The 26,676-nt window shown below is 77.6% G+C and carries 9 protein-coding genes; 3 read left to right on the top strand and 6 right to left on the bottom strand.

Features of this window, described 5'->3' with window-relative positions; all coding sequences use genetic code 11:
* Positions 1 to 214: 214 nt before the first annotated feature.
* The 3 genes from IE170_RS12305 (at position 215) to IE170_RS33170 (ending at position 6,828) form a co-directional block, all read left to right on the top strand.
* Complete coding sequence (locus IE170_RS12305; protein WP_229884698.1) at positions 215 to 3,454, top strand: type 2 lanthipeptide synthetase LanM family protein; 3,240 nt, start codon at positions 215 to 217, stop codon at positions 3,452 to 3,454.
* A 118-nt stretch (positions 3,455 to 3,572) separates the two neighbouring features.
* Positions 3,573 to 3,800, top strand: a complete 228-nt coding sequence (locus IE170_RS12300; protein WP_189809368.1) for a hypothetical protein — start codon at positions 3,573 to 3,575, stop codon at positions 3,798 to 3,800.
* A gap of 91 nt (positions 3,801 to 3,891) precedes the next feature.
* Positions 3,892 to 6,828 (top strand): helix-turn-helix transcriptional regulator, encoded by a 2,937-nt coding sequence (locus tag IE170_RS33170; RefSeq protein WP_189809367.1) that lies wholly within the window; start codon positions 3,892 to 3,894, stop codon positions 6,826 to 6,828.
* 49 nt (positions 6,829 to 6,877) lie between these two features.
* Here the strand turns inward: IE170_RS33170 and IE170_RS12290 are convergent, their stop codons facing one another.
* The 6 genes from IE170_RS12290 to IE170_RS12265 form a co-directional block, all read right to left on the bottom strand.
* The gene (locus tag IE170_RS12290; protein ID WP_189809366.1) at positions 6,878 to 8,164 is read right to left on the bottom strand and encodes an MFS transporter; all 1,287 of its coding nucleotides are present in this window, start codon (positions 8,162 to 8,164) and stop codon (positions 6,878 to 6,880) included.
* A gap of 30 nt (positions 8,165 to 8,194) precedes the next feature.
* The gene (locus tag IE170_RS12285; protein ID WP_223856378.1) at positions 8,195 to 9,481 is read right to left on the bottom strand and encodes a cytochrome P450; all 1,287 of its coding nucleotides are present in this window, start codon (positions 9,479 to 9,481) and stop codon (positions 8,195 to 8,197) included.
* The gene (locus IE170_RS12280) at positions 9,478 to 16,806 is read right to left on the bottom strand and encodes a non-ribosomal peptide synthetase (RefSeq protein WP_189809365.1); all 7,329 of its coding nucleotides are present in this window, start codon (positions 16,804 to 16,806) and stop codon (positions 9,478 to 9,480) included. The genes IE170_RS12285 and IE170_RS12280 overlap by 4 nt, the downstream gene beginning before the upstream one ends.
* A gap of 601 nt (positions 16,807 to 17,407) precedes the next feature.
* Positions 17,408 to 23,782, bottom strand: coding sequence for a non-ribosomal peptide synthetase (locus IE170_RS12275; RefSeq protein WP_229884697.1), 6,375 nt, complete (start codon positions 23,780 to 23,782; stop codon positions 17,408 to 17,410).
* A 178-nt stretch (positions 23,783 to 23,960) separates the two neighbouring features.
* Positions 23,961 to 26,300, bottom strand: coding sequence for a lantibiotic dehydratase (locus IE170_RS12270; protein ID WP_189809364.1), 2,340 nt, complete (start codon positions 26,298 to 26,300; stop codon positions 23,961 to 23,963).
* Between the two features lie 9 nt (positions 26,301 to 26,309).
* Positions 26,310 to 26,579, bottom strand: a complete 270-nt coding sequence (locus IE170_RS12265; protein WP_229884696.1) for an acyl carrier protein — start codon at positions 26,577 to 26,579, stop codon at positions 26,310 to 26,312.
* Positions 26,580 to 26,676: the final 97 nt, after the last annotated feature.

The following is a 26,676-nucleotide window of genomic DNA, read 5'->3' as shown; positions in this document are numbered from 1 at the left end:
AAGACCGCGGCGCCGCAGGTCGCAGCGGCCCCGATCGGACGGGCACAAGGGTGCAGGGCCGTACGGAGCCGGTGCGCCGCCCCGTACCCCGCAGGCCGGGGCGGCTGCGGCGCCCCGTACGGGCGGTGCGTGCGCAGGGCGGGTGGGGGGCTCCGCGGAATATGGGGGAACGGCCCCCATGTGCGCGCGCCCCGCCTCTGCGAGGTTTCTTCCCGTGACCGACACCGCCACCACCGCCGCCGCGGCAGACCGGGCCGGGGGCCTGGGCCCCGCCTGGTGGGCCCGGGCCCTGAACCTGAGGGAGCGGCTCGCCGCCCCCGGAGTCCCCGCCCCCGCACCGGCCGGCGCCGCACGCACCCGGCCCGCCTCCTGGTCCCTCGGGGACGCCGCGGGCTTCGCGGCCCGGCTGGCGGCGCTGGGGGTGGCGGAGGAGACGGCGTACGCCCTCGCGGCGGAGGAGCCCGCCCGGCTGGCCGCCCGCGCCGGGGACGCCCCCGCCTGGGCCCGGTACGCCGAGCAGGTCGTGGCCTCCCTGCCCGAGGATGCGGACGGGCCCGCGGACCCCGGTCGCAGGGAAGGGGAGGCCGGCGGCGCCGCGGTGTTCCTGCCGGTGCTCGCGCCCTTCGTCGGCCCCGCCTGGGCGGAGGCCCGGGCCCGCACCCGGATCGCGCCCGGCCCCGGCGAACCGGCCGTGTTCCGGGCCGCGTTCGAGGAGTGGCTGGGGGACCGGCTGGTCCGGCAGGCGGCCCGCACCCTGGTCCGCGAACTCCACCGGGCCCGCACCGCCGGCCTGCTGGACGGGGCGACGCCGCGGGAGCGGTTCGCGTCGTACACCGCACGGCTCGGCACCCGGCAGGGGCTGGCGGAGCTCCTCGCCGGCCACCCGGTCCTCGCCCGGATGCTCGGCCAGACCTGCGCGCACGCCGCCGCGGCCGCCGCCGAGCTGATGGACCGCTTCGCCGCCGACCGGCCGCGGATCGTCGCCGGGCTGCTCGGCGGGGCCGACCCGGGCGCCCTGACCCGGGTGGACCTCGGGCGGGGCGACGCCCACCAGCAGGGCCGCTCCGTCGCCCTGCTGCACTTCGCGGGCGGCGCGTCCGCCGTCTACAAGCCGCGCCCGCTCGCCCAGCACGTGCTGCTGGACCGGGCGGTGGAGTGGGCCAACGGCAAGGTGCCCGGGCTCGGCCTGCGCACGCCCCGCTCCGTGCGCGGCGCCGGCTACGGCTGGCTGGAGTTCATCGGGCACCGCTGGTGCACCACCCCCACCGAGCTCGACCGCTTCTACCGCCGCCAGGGAGCTCTCCTGGCGCTCCTGTACGCGGTCGACGGCGCGGACATGCACTACGAGAACGTCGTCGCCTGCGGCGACCAGCCGGTGCTGGTGGACGCCGAGACCCTGCTGCACTCCGGTCTGCCGGAGGCCGTCACCGTCGGCGGGGACCCTGCGGCCGACGCCCTGGCCGCCTCCGTGAACCGCACCTGCCTGCTGCCCAGCCTGCTCATCGGCGACCACGGCGCCATGGACGTCTCCGCCCTCGGCGGCGGGGACGGCGGCGCCTACCCCAGCGACGGCCTGCACTGGGAGGCCGCCGGGACGGACGCGATGCGGCTGGCGCGCGGCCCCGTCGCCACCGCCGCCGGCCTGAACCGGCCCGCACCGCAGGGCCGCAGCGCCGGGCACGCCGTCCACCGGGCGGCGCTGCTGGAGGGGTTCCGCGCCGGGTACGACGCGGTCACCGAGCACCGGGCCGAACTCCTCGGCGGGCTGCTCGGCCGGTGGGTGGCCGGCCCGGGGCGGCTCATCGCCCGCTCGACCCGGCTCTACACCACCCTGCTGGACGAGTCGACCCACCCGGACGTGCTGGGCGACGCCCTGGACCGCGACGCAGTGTTCGCCGTCCTGTGGACCGAGTCCGCACACGACCCGGCCCGCCGCAGGCTCGTCGAGGACGAGACCGCCGACCTGTGGTGCGGGGACGTCCCCCTCTTCTTCCACCACCCGGCGCACACCTGGCTGGAGACCTCCCGCGGCACCCGGATCCAGCGGGTGCTGCCCGCGCCGAGCCTGCACACCGTACGGGAGAAGATCGCGGTGATGGGCGAGGTGGACCGCCACGACCAGGAGTGGATCATCTCGGCGACGCTCGCCGTCACCGCTGCCCGCCCGGCCGGCGCCCCCGCCGGCCCGCCGCCCGCCGGGCCCGCCGGGCCGCCCGCCCCGCCCGCGCCGCCGGAGCCGTCACGGCTGCTGGCCGCCGCCTGCGGGCTGGCCGACGAACTCGCCGGCCGCGCCGTGCACGGCAACGGACGGGCCAACTGGCTCGGCCTCGAACAGGTCTGCGGGGACCACTGGGCCGTCCTGCCGATGGGCGGCGGCCTCGCCCAGGGCTACCCGGGCGTCGCCCTCTTCCTCGCCCAACTCGGCGCCCTCACCGGGGCCGAGCGGTACACCGCGCTGGCCCGGCAGGCCGTACGGCCGCTGCCCGCGCTGGTCTCCGTCCTGGCCCGCGACGCCGACCTGGCCGCCGCGGTCGGGCCGGGCGCCCTCGACGGCATCGGCGGCATCGCCTACGCCCTGGCCCGCCTCGCCCCGCTGCTCGGGGGCGGGCTCGCGGACTGCCTCCCCGAGGCCCTCGACGCCCTCGAACGCGCCGCCCTCGCCGGCGGCGACGGCGATGCGCCCGCCGGCCTGGCCGACGGCCTCGCCGGAGCCCTCGCCGCCGCCCACGCCGTCCGGCGCACCCGCGGCCTGCCCGGTGCGCACCGGGCGGCCGCGACGGCCGACCGCCTCGCCGACCGGCTGCTCGCGGAGGTCGGGAAGCGGCCGGAAGGAACTGGAGCCGGGCCGGGCTTCGCCCGCGGCGACGCCGGGATCGGCTGGGCGCTGCTGCGCCACTCCGCCGCCGCCGGCTCAGGATCCGAAGCCGGCTCCGGCGACGACCCGTACGCCCGGGCGGGCCGCGCCCTGTTGCGCCCCGCGGTCGAGGAGGTGCTGCGCCGCCCCGACGGCCTCGGCTGGTACGAGGGCCTCGCGGGCACCGTACTGGCCGCCGCCGACGTGCCGGCCCCGCACGGCGGTCCACTGCTGCCCGCCGGGGCGCTCGACCGGTGTGCGGCCCTGCTCGGCGCCGCCTCCGAATGCCCCGACCTGAGCCTGCGCCGGGGCCTGCTCGGTCCGCTGGAGCTGCTCGGCCTGCCGGCCTGCCGCGGCCACGCAGGGGCGGCCGCGGCGCTCGGCCGCCGCGCCGGGGAGGCGCTGGCCCGGCTGGAGGACCACGGCCGGCGCTGCGGCACCCCCGACCACGTCCCCTCGCCCGGGTTCCTCACCGGGCTGTCCGGGATCGGGTACGCCCTGCTGCGGCTGGGCTTCCCGCAGGCCGTCCCCTCCGTCCTGCTCCTGGAGCCCGCCGCCCCGGCCGCACCCGGCCGGGGGGCGGGCCGCCCGGCCCGCTGACCACCGCGCACCGCCGCACGACCCGTACCGCCCGCACCACACGTACAGCCGCACCACCTGCACCGTGAGCACCCCCCGCCCCACCCACCACCAGGCAACGGGAAAGGTACCCACCACCATGCAGAAGCCCCAGGCCCACGCCGAGTCCGCCGCCGCCGCCGAGGCGGCTGCCGACGCCGCCGCCGAGGAGCGCAGCGAGGACCCGGCCGGCGGGATCACCCTGTCGGGGCGGAACAAGGCCTGTGCCCGGGCCCGGGCGCTGGCCGGCGCGGTGCTCACGAGCGGCATCGTGATCACGCTCAGCGCGATGGACACGAGCGTGTCCGGTCCCAACGCCACCTGGTGACCGGGAGGCGGTCGGCAAGCGGCGGTTCCGGTCGTGAAACGGCCAGCATTCGCCGCACATCGCGCCGTTGCCATCAACTAGATTGCGGTTTATGCGCTCCCGTTCGCGTCATCTCGTCGGTCGTGACCCGCAGCTGCGGGAGATCAAGCAGGCGTTGGCCGACGCGGGCGAAGGGCGCGGCAGCGTCGTCTTCCTCGTCGGCGAGGCCGGGATAGGCAAGTCCCGGCTCGCCGCCGAGGCCGTCGGCACCGCCTTCGGGATGGGCATGCGCACGCTCCGGGGCCGGAGCAGCACCACCGGCCCCACCGTCCCTTTCCGGCCACTCACCGAAGCGCTCATGTCCCTCTTCCGGGGCGGCCTGCCGCTGGACGACCTGCCGCTCGGCCCCTACCGGCCGGCACTCGGCCGGATCATCCCGGACTGGGCGGACGAGGCGGCGAACACCGCCGGTTCGATGGTCATCCTCGGCGAGGCCGTGCTGCGGCTCCTCATCGCCACCGGCCGCGAGCACGGACAGCTCCTGCTCCTGGAGGACCTGCACGACGCCGACCCCGAGACCCTCGCCGTCGTCGAGTACCTCGTCGACAACCTGGAGTACACCAACGTCGTCCTCCTGGCGACCATCCGCACGGAGCCCTGCGACGCCCTCGACATGGCCGGGGCCGCCCGCCGCCGCGGCACCGGCACCGTCCTCGAACTCGCCCCGCTCACCCGCCCCGAGGTCCGCGCCGTCATCGCCTCGCAGCTCGAAACCGACCCCGCCCTCGTCCCCGAGGCGGCGCTCGAACGGCTGTGGGACGACAGCGCGGGCAGCCCCTTCCTGGTCGAGGAGCTCCTCCAGGGCATGGTCGGCAGCGGCGCCCTCGTCCCCGGCGACGACGGCTGGCGGGTCGTCGGCGACCTCCGCAGCGATGTCTCGACCGCCCTCGCCCGCGGCATCCTGCGCCGCATCGACCGCCTCGGCCCGCAGGGCCTGACCCTGCTGTCCGCCGCCGCCGTGATCGGGCGGCGCTTCCCGCTGTCCGTGCTCCAGCGGATGACCGGCACCGACGACCGGGACCTGCTCAGCCACCTCCATGCGGGAGTCGCCGCCCAGCTCGTCGTCCCCGACGAGCCCGCCCCCGACTGGTACGCCTTCCGGCACTCGCTGACCGCCGAGGCCCTCCTCACCCAGTTGACGCCCGCCAACCGGGCGGCCATGTCCGGCCGCGCCGCCGACGCCGTCCAGGCCCTCCACCCCGACCTCGACGGGGACTGGTGCCCGCTCGTCGCGCAGCTCCGCTCGCAGGCCGGAGACGACGCCGAGGCCGGACGCCTGTTCACCGACGCCGGCCGGCGTGCCCTCGCGGCCGGCGCCATCGGCTCCGCCGCCACCCTCCTCGGCCGCGCCGAACGCCTCCTCGCCGGCACCGGGGACGCCGCCGCCCGCACCGACGCCCTGGAGGCCCTGCTGCCCGCCCTCGCCGAAGCCGGCGACTTCGACCAGGCGTTCGGCTTCGCGGAGCACCTGCACACCCTCGGCGGCAGCGGCCTCGACACCCCGCGCCTCGCCGCCCTCCACACCCGCCTCGCCAAGGTCGCCCACACCGCGGGCCGCTGGGAGGACGGCAACAGACAGATAGCGCGTGCCAGATCCCTCCTGGCCCGCCACCCCGACGAGCGGACCGCCGCCTCCGTCGACGTCGCCGCCGCCTACCTCGCACTCGACACCCCCGGCCCCGACCGCACGAACCTCGCCGAGAAGCTCGCCGACTCCGCCCTCCGCGCCGCCGAGCGCCACAGCCTCGCCACCGTCGCCTGCCAGGCCCTGGAACTCCTCGCCACCCTCGCCCGCGAACGGGACTTCGACGAGGCCACCGCCCTCCTGGAATCGGCCCTCCACACCGCCGAACGGCACCGGCTGCCCCTCCAGCGCATGTACGCCCTCACCCGCATCGGCGGCAACACCTGGCTGACCGGCGGCGACACCGGCCCCCTCCTCGCCGCCCGCGCCGAGGCCCAGCGCCTGGGCTCCGCCACCATCGTCCACACCGTCGACGGCATCATGATCCTCGACGCGGTCCTGCGCGCCCGCTTCGCCGAGGCCGCGCAGGCCGCCGAGGAGTGCCTGGCCGTCGTACGGCGCCTGCGCCTCGCCCCCGCCACCCGGTACGTGCTGATGGCCCGGGCCGCACTCGCCGCGCACCGCGGCGACCGCCCCGCCATGGAGCACGCCCTCGACGCCTTCGCGGAATGGGACGGCGCCGGCTCCCAGGAGGAGCCCCTCACCCGCGGCCTCGCCCGCGCCTTCTGCGCCCTGATGGAGGAGGACCGGCCCGGCGCGGTGCGCGAACTGCGCGCCGCCGCCGCCCTGGAGGACTCCAACCCCACCACCTACTACCTCGCCGGCCGCTACGGCATCGGCCTGCTCCTCGACGTCCTGTCCGGCGCCGCCGGCCGGCCCGCCTACGAGGAGATCGCGGCCACCGCGCCCGGCCGCATGCGCTGGAACCGGCAGTTCGTCCTCCTCGCCGGCGCCGTCCTGCTGGGCCGCGAGGGCCGGCCGCAGGAGGCGGCCGCCGCCGTCGCCGAGGCCGCCCGCACCGCCGAACCGTACGCGACCGCCCTCCACCTGGGGCTCCGGCTCGTCGCCGACGCCGCCCACGAGGACGGCTGGGGCGAGCCGGTGGCCTGGCTGCGCCGCGCCGAGCAGCACTTCCACCAGGGCGGCGTCACCGCCGTCGCGGGAGCCTGCCGGGCCGGGCTCCGCCGCATGGGCGCCCCCGTCCACCAGCGGCGCACCGGCTCCGCCCGGATCCCGGAGGAGCTGCGCTCCCGCGGCGTCACCGTCCGCGAGTACGAGGTCTTCCAGCTCCTCGCGGAGCGCCTCGGCAACAAGGACATCGCGGACCGCCTGTACATCTCGCCCCGGACGGTGGAGAAGCACATCGCCGCCCTGGCCGCGAAGACGGGCCGGCCCACCCGGGCCGGCCTGTGCGAGCTGTCCGCCGCCCTCGCCGGCCCGGCCCGGCTCCCCGCCCGCCCCTGAACGCGGGCGGGGAGCCGGGCCGGACCGCCGGACCGCCGGGCAGCCGCCGTCAGCGCATCGCACGGACGGGCTTCGAAGCGAGGATCCCCGCCGCGGTCACCACCAGCACCACCGCCGTCAGCGCGAACATCGGCGAGGTGCCCGACGCGGCGAGCGCCCCGCACGCCACCAGCGACAGCGGCGCCACCGCGTACCCGATGACCATGTCGACGGCGATGACCCGGCTGAGGACCGAGCCGTGGATGTTGCGCTGGATCCAGCTCATCCCGAACACGCCCTGGAAGCCCATCCCGAAGCCCATCGCGAGGACCGCGGCCACGGCGCCCGGCGCCGAGTCCACCACCGCGAGCAGGCCGGTGCCGAGCGCGAGCCAGCCGGCCAGCGCAGCGATCAGCAGGCCGACCCTGGGCCGCCCGCCGACCGCACCGCCCGCCAGGGTGCCGAGCATCGCTCCGCCCGCGAGCGCCGCGTTCAGCAGCCCGAGGGTGGCCGAGCCGCCCTCCAGGTCCACCTTGGCGAGGGTGGCGAAGCCGACCGTGAACGGGCCCGCCTGGCAGAACGTCACCGCCGCGTCCACCACGAGGATCGTCCGGATACGCGGATCCGCGAACGCGTACCGCAGGCCTGCCCGGATGCGCGCCCCCAGCGTGTCCCCGGCCGCCTCGGGCGCCGCAGACCCGTCCTGCCCGTCCTCCACGGCCCCCTCCGCCCCGTCCTCCGGCTCCGGGCGGGGCCGTGTACGAACGCCCGCCACGCACAGCGCGCACAGCGCGAAGCACACCCCGTCGACGAGGAAGGCCACCGGGGCGCCGCCGAAGGCGACCACCGTGCCGCCGACCGCCGGACCCAGCACGGCGGCGACCTTCGTGCCGACGGCGAGCAGCGCGTTCGCCGGCGCCAGCAGCTCCGCCTCCACCACGGACGGCAGGATCGAGGCGCGGGCCGGCTGGAAGAACGCGTCCACCGCACCGAACGCGGCGGCGGCGCAGCACAGCATCCACAGCGTCAGCGTCCCCGTCATCCCGGCCAGGCCCACGCCCGCCATCAGCGCGGCCCGCGCCCAGCCGGACAGCACCATCAGCGTCCGGGGGGACCACTTGTCGCTGAGGGAGCCCCCGACCAGGGTCAGCAGGGCCCGCGGCACCGCCTGGAAGGCGAGGACGGAGCCGAGGGCGAGCGTCGACCCGGTCAGCCCGAGGGTGATCCAGGAGAACGCGATGTAGCTGAAGCCGTCGCCGAGCAGGGACAGCGACTGCCCCAGCCACAGCAGGCGGAACGAGGGCAGCCGGGCCGGGGCGCGCAGCCGCGCCCCCGCGTCCGCCAAAGTGGAAGCCATGGTCGACCTTTCGCAGTGCGGGGGAGCGGGTCAGTAGCGGACGGGCAGGGCCGTCAGCGCGCGGTTGAGGAGGGACGGCTGCCAGGCGGGCGGCCGGTCCCCGGCGAGGGCGAGGCCCGGGTGGTCGCGTACGAGGACGTCGACGACCGCGACCGCGATCAGCCGGGCGAGCGCGGCCCCGATGCAGAAGTGCGCGCCGAAGCCGAAGCCGAGGTGGGAGGCGCTGCCGCGCAGGACGCTGAACCGGTCGGGGTCGGCGAAGCGCTCCGGGTCCCGGTTGGCGGCCGCCGTGACGAGGAACATCCGGTCGCCGGCGCGGACGCCGCGCCCGTCGAGGTCGAAGTCGCGGGCGGCGGTGCGGATCGACATCTTCGACGGGCCGTCCCAGCGCAGCCCCTCTTCCACCGCCATCGGCACCCTCGACGGGTCCTGCCGGACGGCAGCGAGTTCCTCCGGGTGCTCCAGCAGGGCGAGGACCGTGTTCGCGATCAGGTTGCTCGTCGTCTCCCCGCCGGCGAACGCCATCTGGGTCAGCATCCCGACGAACTCCTCCTCGCTGACCGTGTCGCCGATCCGGCCGCCGGCCAGGACCTGGCTGATCAGGTCGTCCCGCGGGTCGTCCCGGCGCTCGCGGACCAGGCCCGCGAGGTAGTCGTCGAGGCTGACCAGCGACCGCAGCGAGGTGCGGTACTCGCGCTCCTCCTGCGCGGCGCCCAGGACGAGGTCGCCGACGCGGGCGTTCCAGTACCAGAACGACGGCCCGTGCGCCTGCGGGACGCCCAGCCAGCGGGCGAAGACCAGGGCGGGCAGCGGCCGGGCGACGTCGGCGAGGAGGTCCCCGGTGCTCCCGGGGACGGCGCGCCGGGCCAGCACGGCACGGGTGGCGCGCTCCACGAACGTCCGGTAGCGGCCGATGGCGCGGGCCGCGAACTGCTCCTGGAACACCTGCCGCAGCCGCCGGTGCTGCGGCGGGTCGTTGAAGACCATCCAGCGCGACAGGATCGCGAAGGCCCGCTCGGCGTCCTCCCGGGCGCCCTCGGGGACGGCGTCCATCAGCGGCCCCACCCGCTCGGCGGAGACGGCCGGGTCGCGCAGGCAGTGCATCAGCGGGGCGTGCCCGGTGACGAGCCAGGCGCGGTGCATGGCGCTCCAGTACACCGGGTCGTGGTCGCGCAGGGCGTTCAGGTAGCCGTACGGGCGGGCGTTGACGGCCGGGTCGAGGAGGTAGCGCTCGGTGAAGCCGCCGCCCGGCCGGGGCGCCGCCGGGGCGGGCGCGGCGGCGGGTGTCGCGGCGGGTGTCGTGGTCATCGTCGTCATCGGCGGGCCTCCGCGCGGATCGTGGTCAGCAGCGCCGCCGTCCTGGCGGCCAGCGGCTCGGACATCAGGGACATGTGGTCGCCCTCGGCGACGTGCACGGTCAGGCCGCCGCGGGCCAGTGCCCGCCACCGGTCGACGTACGCGCGGCGGCCGACGTCCAGGCCGGGCATCGGCTCGTCCTCGGGCAGTGCGGCGGCGAGGCCGCTGAGCACCAGGTGGATGCGGCCCGGGTAGGGGCGCGGCTCGTAGCCGGCGAGCGCGGTGAGCAGCGAGTGCCACACCTCGACGGGGGCGTCCTGGGCGAGGCCGGCCTCCGTGGGGCTCATGCCCGCGCCCAGCAGGGCGGCCGTCAGCTCGGCGGCGGCCCGGTCGTGTTCCGCCGACGGCGGGAGCGCGCGCAGCCGGTCGCGCAGCCGCAGCGCCTCCCGCAGGTCGCCGCCGACCTTCGCGAGGCGGCTGCGGGAGCTCGGGTTCGGCAGGTACGGCTCGATGAGCACCAGCGGGTCGACGGCACGGCCGGCGTCGTGCAGCCGGGTGGCCACTTCCAGGGCCAGGTTGGCGCCCATGGACCAGCCGAGCAGGTGGTACGGGCCGCTCCCGCCGGAGGCGGCCAGCTCGTCCGCGTAGTTGGCGGCGATGCCGCCCACCGTGTCGGGGTCGACCCCGCCGAGCAGGCCGCGCGCCTGGAACGCCATCACCGGGGAGCCCGCCGGCAGGGCCCGGGCCAGGGGCACGTACCAGGCGGCGCTGCCGCCCGTAGGGTGGACGCACCACAGGGGTGTGCCGGAGCCTTCGCGCAGCCGGACCGCGGAGGTGGCCTCGGCCGCCGGGACGGCGGGCGGCGCCGCGTCGACGCGGGCGGCGAGCTCGGCGATCGTCGGCAGCTCGACGAGGTCCCGCACCGTGACGGGCAGGCCGAGGGCGGCCGCCCGGGCGCCGACCCGGACCGTCGACAGGGAGCTCCCGCCGATCCGGAAGAAGTCGTCGTGGACGCCGACCTCCGGGAGGCCGAGGACCGCCTGCCACACCCCGGCCAGCAGCCGCTCGGTGCGGGTGCGCGGGGGAGCGTACGGGGTGTCGCGGTGCAGGGCGCCCGCCGCGGGCAGGGGCAGCGCCCGCCGGTCGACCTTGCCGCTGCGGTTGACGGGGAAGTCGTCGAGGAAGACGAACAGGGCGGGCACCATGTAGCCCGGCACGGACGCCCGCAGGCCCTGGCGGAGCGCCTCCGCGGACGGCTCCGCCCCCGGGTCCGGCACCACGTACGCGACGAGCGCCGGATCGCCCGGCAGGTCGCCGCGCAGCAGCACCGCCGCCTGCCGCACCCCGGGCAGGGCGCGCAGCGCGTGCTCCACCTCGCCCAGCTCGATGCGGAAGCCGCGCAGTTTGACCTGGCTGTCGCGGCGGCCGAACAGCTCGATCGAGCCGTCGGGCCGCAGCATGCCGATGTCGCCGGTGCGGCACAGCCGCTCGCCCGGCGCCCCGTACGGGTCCGGGACGAACGCGGCGGCGGTCGCGGCGGGCCGGCCCGGGTAGCCGCGGCCGACGGGCAGGCCGCCGATGCAGATCTCGCCCGGCACGCCCACCGGCACCGGCTGGAGGTGCTCGTCGAGGACGTGCACCCGGGAGTTGCGGACGGGCCGGCCGACGGGGGGCCGCCGCTCGTCCGGGGTGAGGCGGGCGTGCAGGTTCCACACGGAGGTCTCGGTGAGCCCGTACACGTTGAGGAAGCGGCGGCCGCGCGCCCAGGTGCGGGCCAGCCCGGCCGGGCACGGCTCGCCCGCCACCTGCAGGACCCGCAGGTCCGGGTAGCGGTCCTCGCCGAGCACGGCCAGGGCGGACGGCGGCAGGACGGTGCCGGTGACCCCGTGGGCGAGGAGCGTCGCCGACAGGTCCGGGCCGGGCCGCAGCGCCTCCTTCGGCGGGGTGCACAGGCGGGCCCCGTTCGCCAGCGCCCACGCCAGCTCGTACACGCAGGCGTCGAAGCCGATGGAGGCGAACTGCAGGACCCGGTCGGAGGGCTGCGGGGCGAAGACGTCCCGCTGGGCCTCCACCATGTTGGCGAGGTTGCGGTGGGTGAGGGCGACGCCCTTGGGGGTGCCCGTCGAGCCGGAGGTGTAGATGACGTACGCGGTCCCGTCCGGGTCCGCGGCCGGCAGCCCGGCGGCGGACAGGGCGCCGGGGGCGGCGTCGGGCGTGTCCAGGAGGAGCCGCGGCCCGTCGAACGGGACCGCGTCCGCCGTCGCGGACTGCGCGAGCAGCACCCGCATCCCGCTGTCCCCCGCAATGAACGCCAGCCGATCGGACGGGTGCTGCGGGTCCAGCGGGAGGAACGCCCCGCCCGCCTTCAGCACGCCCAGCACGGCGCGCACCAGGTCCGGCCCGCGCTCCGTGCAGATCCCGACCACCGTTTCCGGGCCGACGCCGAGGCCGCGCAGCCGGTGCGCCAGCGCCGCCGCCGACGCGTCCAGGGCCGCGTACGCCAGCTCCCCGCCGGCGTGGGCGACGGCGACCGCGTCCGGGGTGCGTGCCGCGTGCCCGGCGACCAGCTCGTGGAAGGCGAGAGGGGTGTTCGCCGCGACCGGGCCGTTCGCCCACTCCCCGAGGACGCGCTCCCTGGCCGCCCCGGTCAGGGCCGGCGGCGCCACCGCCGCCTCCGGGTCGGCGACCATCGCCTCCAGCACCCCGCACAGCAGGTCGGCGAGCTGCTCCGCGGTCTCCGGCGCCACGTACGCGGAGTCCGCGTCGAGGGCGAACGCCTCCACGCTCGCGTTGACCACCAGCGGGAACATCGTCCGGGAGATCTCCGACGAGCCGTCCCAGGTGTCGCCGGAGAGGCGGTGGAAGTTGACGTAGTTGAACACGGCCTCCACCAGGCCCGGCTCGCCGGGCCGCAGCTGCTGGAGCCGGAACAGCGGGACCCGCCGGTGCGGCATCATCTCCTGCTCGGCGGCGAACACCGCACGCACGTACTCCAGCCAGCCGCCCGCCGGCCGCGCCACCCCGAACGGCACGGTGTTCAGGAACAGCCCGCGCATCCGGTCCGCGCCCGGCAGCTCCGGCCGGCCGTTCACGACCAGGCCGACCGAGTGCCCGGCCGCGGCGTCACCGCGCTCCGCGAACAGGCCCATCGCATGGTGGAACGCCGTCAACAGGACGGTGCGCCGCGGCACGCCCGCCCGCTTCGCGAGCCGCCCGAGCGGCCCGGCGAGCCGGCTCAGGGAGCGGACCGCCTCGTGCACGGCCGCCGCCGGGGCCGCCGGATCGGGCTCCTGCCGCCGGAACCGGACCGGCCGCAGGTCGGCGAGGGCCGCCCGCCAGTGGTCCAGGGCCGCCGCGTCCTCGGACGCGGCCCGCTCCAGGGCCACGTACTCGGCGAACCGCGGTGCGGGCGGCAGGGCCGGGGCGCGGCCTTCGGCGACGGCCTGCCGGTGCAGGTCGAGGAGGTCGGCGACCAGGGAGGTCAGGCTCCAGCCGTCCAGCACCACGTGGCAGTCGGTGAGGGTCAGCATCAGCTCGGTGTCGCCGGTGCGGTGCAGGTGGATCCGGATCAGGGGCGGGGCGGCCAGGTCGAAGCGGCGCGCGAACTCGGCCTGCGCGAAGGCGTCGAGCGCGGCCCGCTGCTCCTGCGGGGCGAGGCCGCGCAGGTCGGTGACGCCGACGGGCACGCGGGCGGTGCGGTGCACCAGCTGGAGCGGCTCGCCGAAGGACACCAGGTCGACGGAGGAGCGCAGGATGCCGTGGGCCCGGACGACCGCGTCGGCCGCCGCCTGGAAGGCCTCCGCGTCGAAGCCCTCCGGCACGGCGATCTTCAGGGTGGTGACGTTGTGGTAGGCGCCGCGCTCCGGGTCGGCCAGCATCTCGTGCAGCATCCCCGCCTGGAGCAGGGTCAGCGGGTAGGCGTCCTCCAGCCCCTCCGGCAGCCGCGCCGCGTCGGCCGGGTCCAGCAGCGAGAACGGCGCCGTCTCGGCCGGCCGCGCGCCGTCCACCGGGACGGCGAGGCGGGCCAGGTCGGCGAGGGTCCGGGCCCGGAACAGGTCCGCCACGCTCAGCGCGAGGCCCGCCGTACGGGCCCGCCCGACGACCCGCAGGGCCAGGATGGAGTCGCCGCCGAGGTCGAAGAAGTTCGCGGTCCGGCCGACCCGCTCCGTGCCCAGCACCTCCGCCCACACCCCGGCCAGCGCCACCTCTGCCGACCCGGCCGGCGGCTCGAAGCCGGCCGCGGGCGCGGCGCCGTCCGCGGCCGCCGCGGTGAGCGCCGCCCGGTCGACCTTGCCGTTCGCGGTGACCGGCAGCGCCTCGTGCCGTACGAACAGGGCGGGCACCATGTACGACGGCAGAGTCAGCCCGAGCCGGGCCCGCAGGTCCGGGGCGTCCAGCGGCCTGCCCTCGGCCAGGACGACGTGGGCGGCGAGCCGGGCCCCGCCGTGCCCGTCGGGCCGGGCCACGACCGCGGCGTCCCGTACGCCCGGCAGGGCGCGCAGGGCCGTCTCGATCTCGCCGGGCTCGATGCGGAAGCCGCGGATCTTCACCTGGTGGTCGGCGCGGCCCACGTACGCCAACTGCCCGTCGGCCAGGACCCGTACGAGATCGCCGGTGCGGTACATGCGGCTCCCGGCGGGCCCGAACGGGTCGGGCAGGAAGCGCTCGGCGGTCAGCGCGGGCCGGCCCAGGTAGCCGCGGGCGGCGCCGCCGCCCGCGACGTACAGCTCGCCGACGGTCCCGCGCGGGGCCAGCCGGCCGGAGCGGTCGAGGACGTAGCCGTGCTGCCCGGCGAGGGGGCGGCCGATCGGCGAGTACACCGGCGAGACAGTGTCCGCCTCGGTGATCGTCCGGTGCGTGACGTGCACGGTGGTCTCGGTGATGCCGTACATGTTGACCAGCGCGGGTCGCTCGGCCTCGGGGGCGGCGAACCAGTCGCGGTAGTCCCGGGCGTCGAAGGCGTCGCCGCCGAAGACGACCGTGTGCAGGGCGAGTTCGGCGAAGGTGCGGCCCGCGTCGGCCATGTGGGCGCGCAGGCCCTTGAACGCGGCGGGCGTCTGGCTGAGGACGGTGACCCGGTGGTCGCGGAGGGCCGCGTGCACGGCGGCGGGGTCGCGGACCTCCTCCTCGGTCAGGACGACCACGCTGCCGCCGGAGGCCAGCGGGCCCCACAGCTCCCAGACGGAGAAGTCGAAGGCGGGGGAGTGGGCGAGGGTCCACACGTCGCCGGGGCCGAAGGAGAAGTGCCGGTCCGCGGCGTCGAACAGCCAGGCGGCGTTCGCGTGGGTGACCTCGACGCCCTTGGGGCGGCCGGTGGAGCCGGAGGTGTAGATGACGTAGGCGAGGCCGTCGGGGGCGGGGGCGACGGCCGCCGGGTCTGCGGCGGCGGCGCCGGTCGCCGCCGGGCCGGTGGGTTCGGCGGGGCCGGTCGGGGCGGGGTCGGGCAGCGGGACGACCTCCACGCCCAGCCCCTCGACCGCCGCCCGGCCCGCCCCGTCGGCGACGACCCACCGCACACCCGCGTCCGCGACGGTGAACGCCCGCCGCGCCCGCGGGTGCGCCGGGTCCAGAGGCAGGTAGGCGGCCCCGGCCCGCCACACCCCGAGCAGGGCGACGGCCAGGTCGACGGAGCGGGCCAGGCACACGCCGACCAGCGACTCCGGGCCGGCGCCCGCGGCCCGCAGGCGCCGCGCCAGCGCGGTCGCCGCCGCGTCGAGCTCGCCGTACGTCAGGGTGCGGCCCCCGCCCCGCACGGCAACCGCCCCGGGTGCACGCCGCGCGTGCTCGGCGACCCGCTCGGCGACCAGGCGCGGCGCCGGCCGGGCGGGCGCCGGCAGCGGGGCCCGGTTGGCGGGCCCGTCTGCGCCGAGGAGCTCGGCCGTCTCCTGCGGGGTGAGCATCTCGACCGCCGCGAGGGGGGTCGCGGGGCCGCGGGTGAAGGCCCGCAGGACCGCCTCGGTGTGCGCGGCCATCCGGGCCACGGACTCCTCGTCGAACAGGTCGGGCCGGTAGACGTACCGCAGCTCGGTGCGGCCCGCGCCGGCGTCCTCGTACAGGTCCAGGGTCAGGTCGAACTTGGCGGTCGCCAGGTCGATCGCGACCGGCGTGCCGGCCGCCGCGCCGAGGGCGTACGGGCCCTCCTGACCACCCGTCGTGTGCGTGAACAGCACCTGGACGAGCGGGTTGCGGGACAGGTCCCGGTCGGGGCGCAGCTCCTCGACGACCCGCTCGAAGGGCAGGCCCTGGTGCGAGAGGGCGCCGAGGACGCTCTCCCGGGTACGGGCCAGCAGGTCGCCGGTCGTGGGGTCGCCGCCGAGGGAGGTGCGGACGACGAGGGTGTTCACGAAGAACCCGACCAGCCCCTCGGTCTCCGGGCGCTCGCGGTTGGCGGTGACGGTGCCGAGGGCGATGTCGTCCTGCGCGCTGTGGAAGGCGAGCGCGGCCTGGAAGGCGGCCAGCACCGTCATGTACGGGGTGGTGTCGGCGCGGCGGCCCACCTCGTCGAGCGCGGCGGCCAGTTCGCGGGGCAGCTCCCGCGTGTGCACGGCCGCCGCGTGGGTGCGGGTGGCGGGGCGCGGCCGGTCGGTGGGCAGTTCGAGCGGGCTCAGTCCGGCGAGGGCGTCGCGCCAGTAGGCGAGGTCGGCGCTCTCGTCGCGGCCGCGCTGCCAGACCGCGTAGTCGAGGTAGCCGATGGCGTCCGGTGCGGCGGCGGGCGCCGGCCTGCCGCCGGTGCGGGCCTCGTGGAACGCCCGGAGGTCGCGCAGGAGCAGGTCGAGGGACCAGCCGTCGCAGACGATGTGGTGCAGGGCGAGGACGAGGACGTGGTCCTCGGCGGCGACCCGCAGGAGCGTCGCCCGGAAGGCGGGCCCGGCGGCCAGGTCGAACGGCCGCACGGCCGCCTCGTGCACGGCCGCCGCGACCGCGGCCTCCCGGTCGGCGCCGTCGGCGGGGGCGGGGAGGTCGACGGTGTCGAGGCGGACGCTGCCCGGGGGCAGCACCTGCTGCCGGGGGACCCCCTCGGCTTCCGTGAACACGGTCCGGAGCTGCTCGTGCCGCTCGACGAGGTCCCCGACGGCGGCCGCGAGCGCGTCCGCGTCCAGCGGGCCGGTGAACCGCCAGGCCGCCGGCACGAGGTACTCGGTGCCGCCCGGGTCGAGCCGGTCGAGGAAGTACAGGCGCTGCTGCGCCGCGGACAGCGGCGCACTGTCGGGGCGGGGCTCCAGCCGGGGGATCCCGGCCGGGGCGGCTCCGGCCTTGCCGCGCAGCCGGCGTGCGAGCAGCGCCCGGGCCGCGTCGGAGAGCCCGCCGGACGCGGCGGGGGAGGACTCGACCTGCGAAGTCGTCATGGGAGGTGCCGTCCAATCTCGTGCAGTACGGATGGGCCGCGCCGCCGCCGGATGCCGGGAGCCCGTCGGCGGCGCCGCTGCTCGTGGTGGGTGGTGCCACGCCCCCGGCCGGGGGCGGGAGGGTCGGGGCCGGGCCCCGGGAGGGGGTGCGGTGGCCGGGGCGGGCGGTCCCCGGGCCGGCCCGCTGGGGGCCTGGGCGGGGTGGATCTTCGCTGTGGTGGGAGCCGGTCGGCGGGCCGCTGCCGGGGGTCCGGTCCCGGAGTCGGGCCGCGAGGGGTCCACGCGGCCGGGCCTCGGGGGCTGGGCTCCGCTGGGGAGCCGGGCCGGGGCGTGCGGCGGTCGTGCCGCCTTGTGGGCCGCGCGGTCCACCGGGGTCCGGCTCCCGTCACGGCCCCGGCACCGTCCGGGTCGCGTTTCCCCGCCGGCTGTTGGGCCCGTCCGGGCCGGTTTCCGCCCGGGCCGCCGGCCCTCCCCGGGCCGGCTTGCCCGTCCGGGCCGGCCTCGGCCGTCGGCCCCGCCCGGCCGTCGGCCCGTCCGGGCCGGCCTCCCCGGCCGGCCGGTGTTTCCGCCGGCCCGCGGGGGCCGCGGAACCCGCCGGGGGTCAGTAGTCGAGGGTCAGGGACAGGTCGATCTCGTCCTCGGTCATCGCGGCGATCTGTTCCACCAGTTGGCGTTCCACCTCCGCGGCCAGGCGTTCCACCGTCGGGTGGTCGAACAGGTCGCGTACCGAGACCGGGCAGTCGAACGCGGCGCGCAGGCGGGAGGCGACGGCCACGGCGCGCAGCGAGTGGCCGCCGAGGGCGAAGAAGTCCTCACGGATGCCGACTTCGGGCAGGCCCAGCACCTCCGACCAGATCTGCGCCGTGACCACCTCGGTCGGGGTGCGGGGCGGCACCGACTCCGCCGGTGCCGGCGGTTCGGGGTCGGGCAGGGCGGCCGTGTCGAGCTTGCCCTGCACGGTGCGGGGGAGGGCGTCGAGGACGACCGTCGCCGCCGGCACCATGTAGCCGGGGAGCCGGCTCCGGCAGTGCGCGGCCAGCGCCGCGCCGTCCAGGCCGGGGGCGGCGGCGTAGCCGACGAGCGTGCGCTCGCCGCGCAGTTCGCGGACCAGGACGGCCGCCGCGTGGACGCCCGGGTGCTCCTCCAGCACGGCCCGGACCTCGCCCAGCTCGATGCGGAAGCCGCGGATCTTCACCTGGTCGTCGGTCCTCCCGAGGAAGTCCAGCTCCCCGGAGGGCAGTCGGCGTACGAGGTCGCCGGTGCGGTAGACGCGGCCGCCGGGGGCGCCGTACGGGTCGGGGGTGAACCGCTCGGCGGTCAGGGCCGGCCGGCCGAGGTAGCCGCGGGCCTGTTCCGGCCCTCCGATCCACAGTTCTCCCGGCACGCCGGCCGGGACCGGCTCCCCGTAGGCGTCGACGACGTACACCCGCCGCCCGCCCCACGGCCCCCCGATGGGGACGCGGCCCTCCACCGGGCCGGTGACCAGCCGCGAGGTGGCCGAGACGACCGTCTCGGTCGGCCCGTACGTGTTGTGGACCGGTACGTCCGGCAGGTACGAGAACCATCGGGCCAGCGGCGCCGACGGCAGGGCCTCGCCGCCGGTGACGGCGAGCCGCAGCCCCTTCAGGTCCCCGGCGACCGTGTCCAGGCGTGCCGTGACCTCCTCCCAGTAGGAGGGGGTCAGCTCCATCACGGTGACGCCCTCGGCGCGGACCCGGTCGGCGAGTTCCTCCACCGACCACACCCCGTCGGGCCGGACGACGACCGCCGCGCCGGCGGACAGCGCCGGCAGGACCTGCTCCAGGGAGGCGTCGAAGGAGAACGACGCGAAGTTCAGCACCCGGTCCGCGGCGGTGATCCCGAACCGTTCCCGGGCGGTGCGGACGTGCGCGCCGAGCGCGCCGTGCTCGACGCCGACCGCCTTGGGCCGCCCGGTGGACCCGGACGTGAAGAACGCGCAGGCCAGCTCCCGCGGGCCGGGCCGGTGCCGGGGCGCGTCCGGGGCCGGCCGGACGCCGTCGACGCGGATCAGAGGCACGCCCAGGGCGCCCGCACGGTCGGCGGTCGCCGCGTCGGTGACGACGCAGCGCACGCCGGCCTGTCCGACCATGTACCGCAGCCGGTCCTCGGGCAGGCCCGGGTCCAGCGGTACGTACACCCCGCCGGCCCGCCACACGGCGGCCATCGCCGCCACCCAGTCCGTGCCGCGGCGCATGCACACCCCGACGGGCACCTCCGGGCCCGCCCCGGCCGCGGCCAGTTCCAGGGCGAGGCCGCCGGTCAGGCCGTCGAGCGCGCCGTACGTCACGGACCGCCCGCCGCAGACCAGCGCGACCGCCGACGGCTCGCCGGACAACGCGAACGGCGGGGCGTCCGGCTCCGCGCCGGGCCCGGAGGCGGGGGCGGCGAGCAGGGCGCGCTCCTGCGGGGCGAGGAGGTCCAGCCGGGAGACCGGGCGGGCCGGGTCGGCGAGCGCCGATTCCAGGGCGCGGCGCACGTGCCCGGCGAACCGGATCGCGGTGGCGGCGTCGAACAGGTCGCTCGCGTACTCCACGTTGAGCGCGAAGCGGTCGGGGTAGAGCAGGAAGGTGGCCGTCAGGTCGAACTTGGCCGACCGCCACGGCAGCGGGAAGTGCTCCACCTCCAGCCCGTCGACGCGGGGCCCGCCCGCGGCGCTCTCCTGGACGTCGAACATCACCTGGAACAGCGGGTTCCGGGAGGGGTCCCGCTCGGGGCGCAGCTGCTCCACCAGTCGCTCGAACGGCACCTCCTGGTGCTCGAAGGCGCCCAGCACCGCGTCGCGGACCCGCCCGAGGTACTCCTCGAACGACGGCTCCCCGGACAGGTCGCCCCGCAGCACCACCGTGTTCACCAGCAGCCCCACGAGCCGCTCCAACTCCACCTGCCCGCGGCCGGCGACGGGCGTGCCGACGGCCACGTCCTGCTGCCCGGACCAGCGGCCCAGCACGGTCTGCAGCACCGCCAGCAGCACCATGAACCGGCTCGCGCCGTGCCGCCGGGCCAGCTCCCCGACCCCGGCCGCCAGCTCCGGCGGCAGTTCGACCTCCACCGCGGCGCCCCGGCCCGACCAGCCCGCCGGACGCGGCCGGTCCGTGGGCAGCTCCAGCGCGGGCAGGCCGGCCAGGGCCCGCTCCCAGTAGCCGAGCTGCCGCTCCAGCTCCCCGCCGGCCATCCGCTCGCGCTGCCAGACCGCGAAGTCCCCGTACTGCACCGGCACCGGCGGCAGGGCGGGCTCCTGCCCGGCCCGGCGGGCCGCGTACGCGGCGGACAGCTCGCCGATGACGACGTCCTTGGACCAGCCGTCGGTCGCGGCGTGGTGGAAGGCGACCACCGCGACGTGGTCGTCCGGGTCCAGCTCCCACACCCCGGCGCGCAGCAGCGGCGGTTCGGCCAGGTCGAAGCGGCGAGTGGCGTACGCGGCGGCCTCCTCGCGGACGGCGTCCAGCCGGGGAGCCGCGGTCCCGTCCGCCCCGCCCCGGTCCGGCGCGGTCCGCCACAGCAGCGGTACGCCCGCCGCGGGCCGGACCAGTTGCGCGGGCCGGCCGTCCACCTCCACCAGCGCCGTCCGCAGCGCCTCGTGGCGGGCCTCGACGTCGTCCAGGGCGGCCTGCCAGGCGGCCCGGTCGAGGCCGCCGCGGATCCGCCACGAGTACCAGAGCACGTACTCGTCGCCCACGCCCGACATCCGGTCCAGGAACCACATGCGCTCCTGCGCGAACGACAGCGGCAGCGGCCCGGAGCGGTCCACGGGCACGACCGAGGCGCCGCCCGCCTGCCGGGCCGCCGCGACCAGCGGCCCGAACTCGCGGATCCGCGGGTTCTCGAACAGGGTGCGCAGCTCGACCTCGCGGCCCAGCCGCTCCGCTATCCGCGACACGGCCATGGTGGCGAGCAGCGAGTGGCCGCCGAGGTCGAAGAACCCGTCGTCGATGCCGACGCGTTCGACGCCGAGGACCTCCGCCCAGATGCCGGCGACGGCCTCCTCGGCCTCGTTCCGGGGAGCGGCGTACGCGGTCGCGGCGGCGGCCCGCCCGTCCCGGCCCGGGCCCGCGGCCGGCAGGGCCGCCCGGTCGAGTTTGCCGGTGGGGCCGACGGGCAGCGCGTCGAGCGCGGCGAACGCGGCGGGCACGGCGTGCTGCGGCAGCCGCTCCGCGCAGAACGCCCGCAGCACGGCCGGAGCCACCGCGTCCGGTCCGGCTCCCGGCGCGGGCACCACATAGCCGGTGAGGGCCGCACCGCCCTGCGCGTCCGTGCCGACGGCGGCCGCGGCGGCGGCGACGCCCGGGCAGCGCGCGAGCACCGCCTCGACCTCGCCGAGCTCGACGCGGAAGCCGCGGATCTTGACCTGGTCGTCGGTCCGGCCGGTGAACTCCAGTTCGCCGGTGGGAAGTCGGCGTACGAGGTCGCCGGTGCGGTAGAGGCGGCCGCCGGGGGCTCCGTACGGGTCAGGGGTGAACCGCTCGGCGGTCAGGGCCGGCTGCCCCAGGTAGCCGCGGGCCAGCTCCGGCCCGCCGATCAGCAGCTCGCCGGGCACGCCGTCGCCGACGAGCTCGTCCCGCCCGTCCACCACGTACAGGCGCCGCCCGCCCAGCGGCCGGCCGATCGGCACCAGCGCCGGGTCGGCCCCCGGGTCGACGTCGTGCGCGGCCGCGGTGACGGTCGTCTCGGTCGGCCCGTACGCGTTCACCACCCGCACGTGCGGGGCGCGGGCCAGCCAGGCGGCCAGCGCCCCCGCGGGGACGGCCTCCCCGCCGAGGACCAGCAGCCGAAGACCGGCCAGGGCGGCCGCCGAGCGGTCGGTGAGGGAGAACGCCACCTCGGCCCAGTACGTGGGCGGCAGGTTCAGCACGGTGATGCCGTACCGCTCGACCAGCGCCGGGACCTGCGCGGGCAGCCACTGCTCGTCGGGCCGCACGACCAGGCAGGCCCCGCAGCCCAGCGCCGTCAGCAGCTGGTCCAGGGAGGCGTCGAAGGAGAAGGAGGAGAACGCGAGGACCCGGTCGCCGGCCGTGATCCCGAACTCGGCGCGCGCGGCCGCCGCATGCGCGGCCATCGCCCCGTGCTCGACGCCGACGGCCTTCGGGCGGCCCGTCGAGCCCGATGTGAACACGACGTACGCCAACTCCCGCGGGCCCGGCACGTGCCGCGGGGCGTCGGCCGCCGGGTCCGCGCCGCGCTCGGCGTCCTCCACGGCGAGGACCCGCGGCCCGAGCCCGGCCGCCCGCTCCGCGGTCTCCGCGTCCGCGAGCAGGCACACCACGCCGGCCTCCGCGGCCATGAACCGCAGCCGCTCGGCGGGCAGCGCCGGGTCCATCGGCACGTACACCCCGCCGGCCCGCCACACGGCGGCCATCGCGGCCACCGAGCGGACGCCGCGCCGCAGGAACACCCCGACCGGGCTGCCGGGCCGTACACCGGACCGGGCGAGGGCGGCGGCGATGCGGCCGGACAGCGCGTCCAGGCCGCCGTACGTGAGGGTCTCGTCCCCGCAGACGAGCGCGGGCGCCCCGGCCGGCCCGGACACCGCGAACGGCTCGGGCGCGGCGGCTGCGGCCGGGCGGCCCGGCCGTCCGGCCGCCTCCAGCAGCCGGCGGTGCTCCCGCCCGGGCAGCGGCTCCAGGCCCGCGGTGAGCTCGGCGAGCGGGCTGCCGGGCGCGTCGGTGACGGCGCGCAGCAGGGCGGTGTAGCCGTCGGCGAACCGCACCATCGAGTCGCGGTCGAAGAGCGCGGTGGAGAACTGGAGGCGGGCGGCGACGGCGCGGTCCGCGCGCAGGCTCAGGTCGAGGAACACGTCGAGCGGGGTGCCGGCCAGCGGCGTCCGCACCGTCTCCACGTCCAGGCCGGCCAGCCGGGCCGGCGCCGGAGCCGTGTTCAGCAGGGTGAAGGAGGCCTGGGCGAGCGGGTGCCGCGACAGGTCCCGCTCGCCGGCGACCGCGCCGACGACCCGGTCGAAGGGTGCCTCGGCGTGGGAGAAGTCCCGCAGCGCGCCCGCCCGGACCTGCTCCAGCAGCTCCCCGAACGTCGGACTGCCGCCCAGGTCGGTGCGCAGCACGATGGTGTTCACGAACGGGCCGACCAGGCGCGCCACGTCGGCCCGGCCGCGGTCGGCGAGTGTGGTGCACACGGCGATGTCCGTCCGGCCCGAGTGGCGGGCGAGCAGCGCCTGGTACGCGGCGAGGAGCACCATGTAGCGGGTCGCCCGGTGGGCGCGCGCCACCCCGTCGACCGCGGCCACCAGCTCGGCGGGCAGCTCGAAGCGGACCACGTCGCCGGAGCCGTCCCAGAAGGCGGGCCGCGGCCGGTCCGCGGGCAGCGCGAGCGGCGCCACCCCGGCGAGCCGGTCCCGCCAGTACGCGAGGAGCCGCTCCATCCGCGGCCCGGCCAGCCGCCCCGCCTCGGCGCGGGCCACGTCCGCGTACTGCAGCGGCGGCGCCGGGACGGGCTCCCCGCGGTATCCGGCGTCGAGTTCGGCCAGCAGCACGTCCCACGACCAGCCGTCGACGGCGATGTGGTGGACGACGAGCAGGAGCAGGTGGTCCCCGTCCCCGAGCCGTGCCAGGACCGCCCGGAGCGGGTGCTCGCGGGCCAGGTCGAGGGGGCGGGTGAGCTCCTGCGCGAACACCTCCTGCGGGCCGGCCGCCTCGATGTGCCGCAGTACGGCCCCGCCGGGCGCGTCCACGCGGGCGACGGGCTCGCCGCCGACCGCGGTGAACCGGGTGCGCAGCACCTCGTGGCGGTGGACGATCCCGGCCAGCGCCCGCTCCAGTGCGGCCGTGTCGAGGGGGCCCCGGATCCGCAGGGCCAGCGGCAGGAGGGATTCGGTGGAACCGCCGGTGAGCTGGTCGAGGAACCACAGCCTGCGCTGCGCGTACGACACCCCGCCACTCCCGCCGGCGGGGCTGCCGGCACCGGTGCCGTGCTGCCTCGCCCCGCCGTGCGCTGCGACAACCTTCACTGTGGGCCTCCAAGCGGTGTTTTCCCCCACCCTGCTGGCCGGGCGGGTCCGCCAGTAGGGAAGAAGACGCAGCCGTGCGCGCAGCCGCGGGGGAAGGAAACGCAGGGCGGCGGCCGCGACCGGGCCCTGCCCGGCCGGACGCGCCGCCGTCGCCGCTGCCGCCGCGTGAGGGGGCCCGTCAGCGGCCGTCCACGGCCACGAACCGCAGCTCGCTCGTGTACGCCTCGCCGCGGTCGTCGGTCAGCCAGGCCTGGTCCGGGCCCGGCAGCATCTCGGTGAACACCACCCGCCCGTCCGGGTCCTTGCGGGCCATCCTGCGGACGGCCTTGGCGAGGATGTTGACGTACACGGGGCTGTCGAAGTCCACGTAGAACGGGCGGGTCTCGGTCGGCAGGACCGCGAACGCGAACCGCGGCAGGCGGGCCTGCGCGCGACGGCGCCGCGCCCGCACGAACCGGCGGGCCTCGTCCTTCTCCTCGGCGAAGTCCAGCTCCGCCGCCGTCAACCGCCACGTCTCGCGGGCCACGACGAGCCGGTCGACGGTGACGCGCGGGGAGTGCCGGGCGTCGTCCGGGACGAGCCGGAAGAGGTCCATCGCGAGCGTCGTCAGGACGTGGGAGAACACCTCGACGGCGGGGAACTCGGCCCCGTCGGGCAGGACGACCGCCAGCTCGCCGCCGGCCCGCTCGACCACCGCCACGTCCGCGCTCAGGACCGTCCGGGGGCGCGCCGGGTCGGCGGTGAAGTCGACGAGGGCGACGTAGTAGTCCTCGGGCCGGACGAGCGCGTGGCGGATCCGCGCCGAGAGCCGCGAGCGGTGCTCCTTCGGCAGCAGCGGCAGCAGCCGCGGGCCCGGGTGGTCGCGGCCCGTCTCGGCGAGCAGCCGGGCCGGGTCGGGGTGCTGGTGCACGAAGAGGGACGCGCCCAGCGTGTTGGCGGCGACGTGCAGCTCGCCGAGGACCAGCTCGAAGTCGCCGCGCGCGGCGGCCTCCGGGCCGGACGCCGCGATCATGACGTCGGGGCTGAGGCAGCGGGCCGCGGACCAGCCGCCGCCCGTCCCGCCGGGGCCGCCGAACCGCTCGGCGACCTGCCGCGCCACCTCCTGCAGCGGCAGCCTCACGCGGCTCGCGGCGTGCCCGGTGCCGCTTCCGTCGGGGGCGCCGTCGGGGGCGGCGGCGGCCAGGACGTCCTGCCAGCGCCGCCGGAACTCCCGCCCCAGCGCCTCGGCCTCCTCGCGCGCCGCACCGTGCAGGACCGGCATGCAGGCGAACCAGAACGCGGCCAGGTCGACCGGCCCCTGCGCGGCCAGCCGCCGGTACACCTCGCGGGCCCGGCCCATCACCGCCCCGGCGAGCCGCGCCGTGAGCCAGCCCGCGCTCGCCAGCAGCGGGTCGAGCGGGGCGAGCGCCCCGTGCACGGCGGGCCCGAGGACGGCCGTCGCCGCGCGGCGGCTGTCGGAGTACACCAGGGCCCGGCAGGGCGCCGTACCGGCCGACTTCTCCCGTACGGCGGCGGCCTCCGTCAGGGCGGTGAACCGCTCCTCCAGCGCGGCCAGCGCCGCCACCAGCTCCTCCGGCCCGTGCGCCGCCGCCACCCGGTCCCGGCCGCGCTCCAGCTCGTCCAGCGCGCCGAGCCCGGCGTCCCGCAGCGCGCGGTCGCCGACCCGCTCCAGCCAGGCCCGCAGGTCCCGTTCGGGGCGGGCGCCGGCCGGCACCTCCAGCCGCCACACCACCCAGCGGCGGGCCACCAGCTCCTCCAAGGCGGCCGTCACGTCGACGCCCGGCAGCGCCTTCCGGATGTCCCGGGCGGTCCGCACGCCGTCGCACAGGGCGAGGACGGTGCAGGCCGCGCTGCCGGGCGCCTGCACGGGCCGCCCCGGCACCGCCACGCCGCCGTCGCCCGTCGGGCGGACGAAGGGCACGCGCCGCGGGGCCACCCACTCCCGCAGCGCCGGATCGCCGTCCAGCACCGCGGCGAGCGCGTCGACGGCCCAACTGGCGAAGTACACCAGGGATTCGGCGGTCAGCCCGCCCGGACCGGGATCCGTGCGGACCGCCGCGGCCGCGGGATCTTCGTCCCACCGGCCCCAGCCCACGGGCCCGAAGAACCCGATGGTGTCGTTTTTGACGCAGAACCGCTGCCAGTAGTGCGCGACGAGCTCCTCCCGCTGGCGCGGCATGCTCGTACGGCCCCGTACGGTCGGCGTCCACGCCAGGAACGGCGCGATCCCCGAATCCAGCACGGGCCGGTTCTGCCAGGCGAGCGCCTCACGGAAAGCGGGCATCCGGGCGATGTCCTGGAGGACGGAGGCGGTGTCGACCTGCGCCTGCCCGAACAGGTGGGCGAACCCGTCCCACTCCGGCCCGCTCAGCGGCTCGTCCGGAGCGAACTTGTCGGCGGCCTCGGCGAGCCCCGCCGGCGCCAGCCGCAGCACCCCGCGGGCCGGGAAGCCGGCCCCGCGCAGGGCGAACTGCTCCCAGAGCCGCCAGCGGCCGCCGGGCACGAAGGAGTCGGTCACGGCCCGCCCCTACGCCTGTGCGAAGTCGGTGCGGACGACGTCGGAGAGGTCCGCGGGCGTCGGATAGGCGAACACCAGCGCCACGGGCACCTCGACCCCCAGCGCCTCCTCCAGCCGGGCGGTGATGCGGAAGGCGGCGAGGGAGTCGCCGCCCCACTCGTAGAAGTCCCCGTGCTCGTCAAGCTCGGGCACGCCGAGCGTCTCCCGGTAGACGGCGGTGACGAGCTCGGTCAGGGCGGTGGCGGCGAGGGCGGCGGTCGGGTTCTCGGTGACGGTCACGAGGGGCTCCTGAGGCAGACGTTGGTGTGACGACGAAGTAGGGAAACGGAGGAACGGGGCACGTAGGGACGTGCCGGGGCGGGGCGGGGCGGGGCGG

This window comes from Streptomyces toxytricini (assembly GCF_014649915.1).
GTDB classification, from domain to species: domain Bacteria; phylum Actinomycetota; class Actinomycetes; order Streptomycetales; family Streptomycetaceae; genus Streptomyces; species Streptomyces toxytricini.
This window is presented reverse-complemented; position numbering and strand designations above follow the sequence as displayed.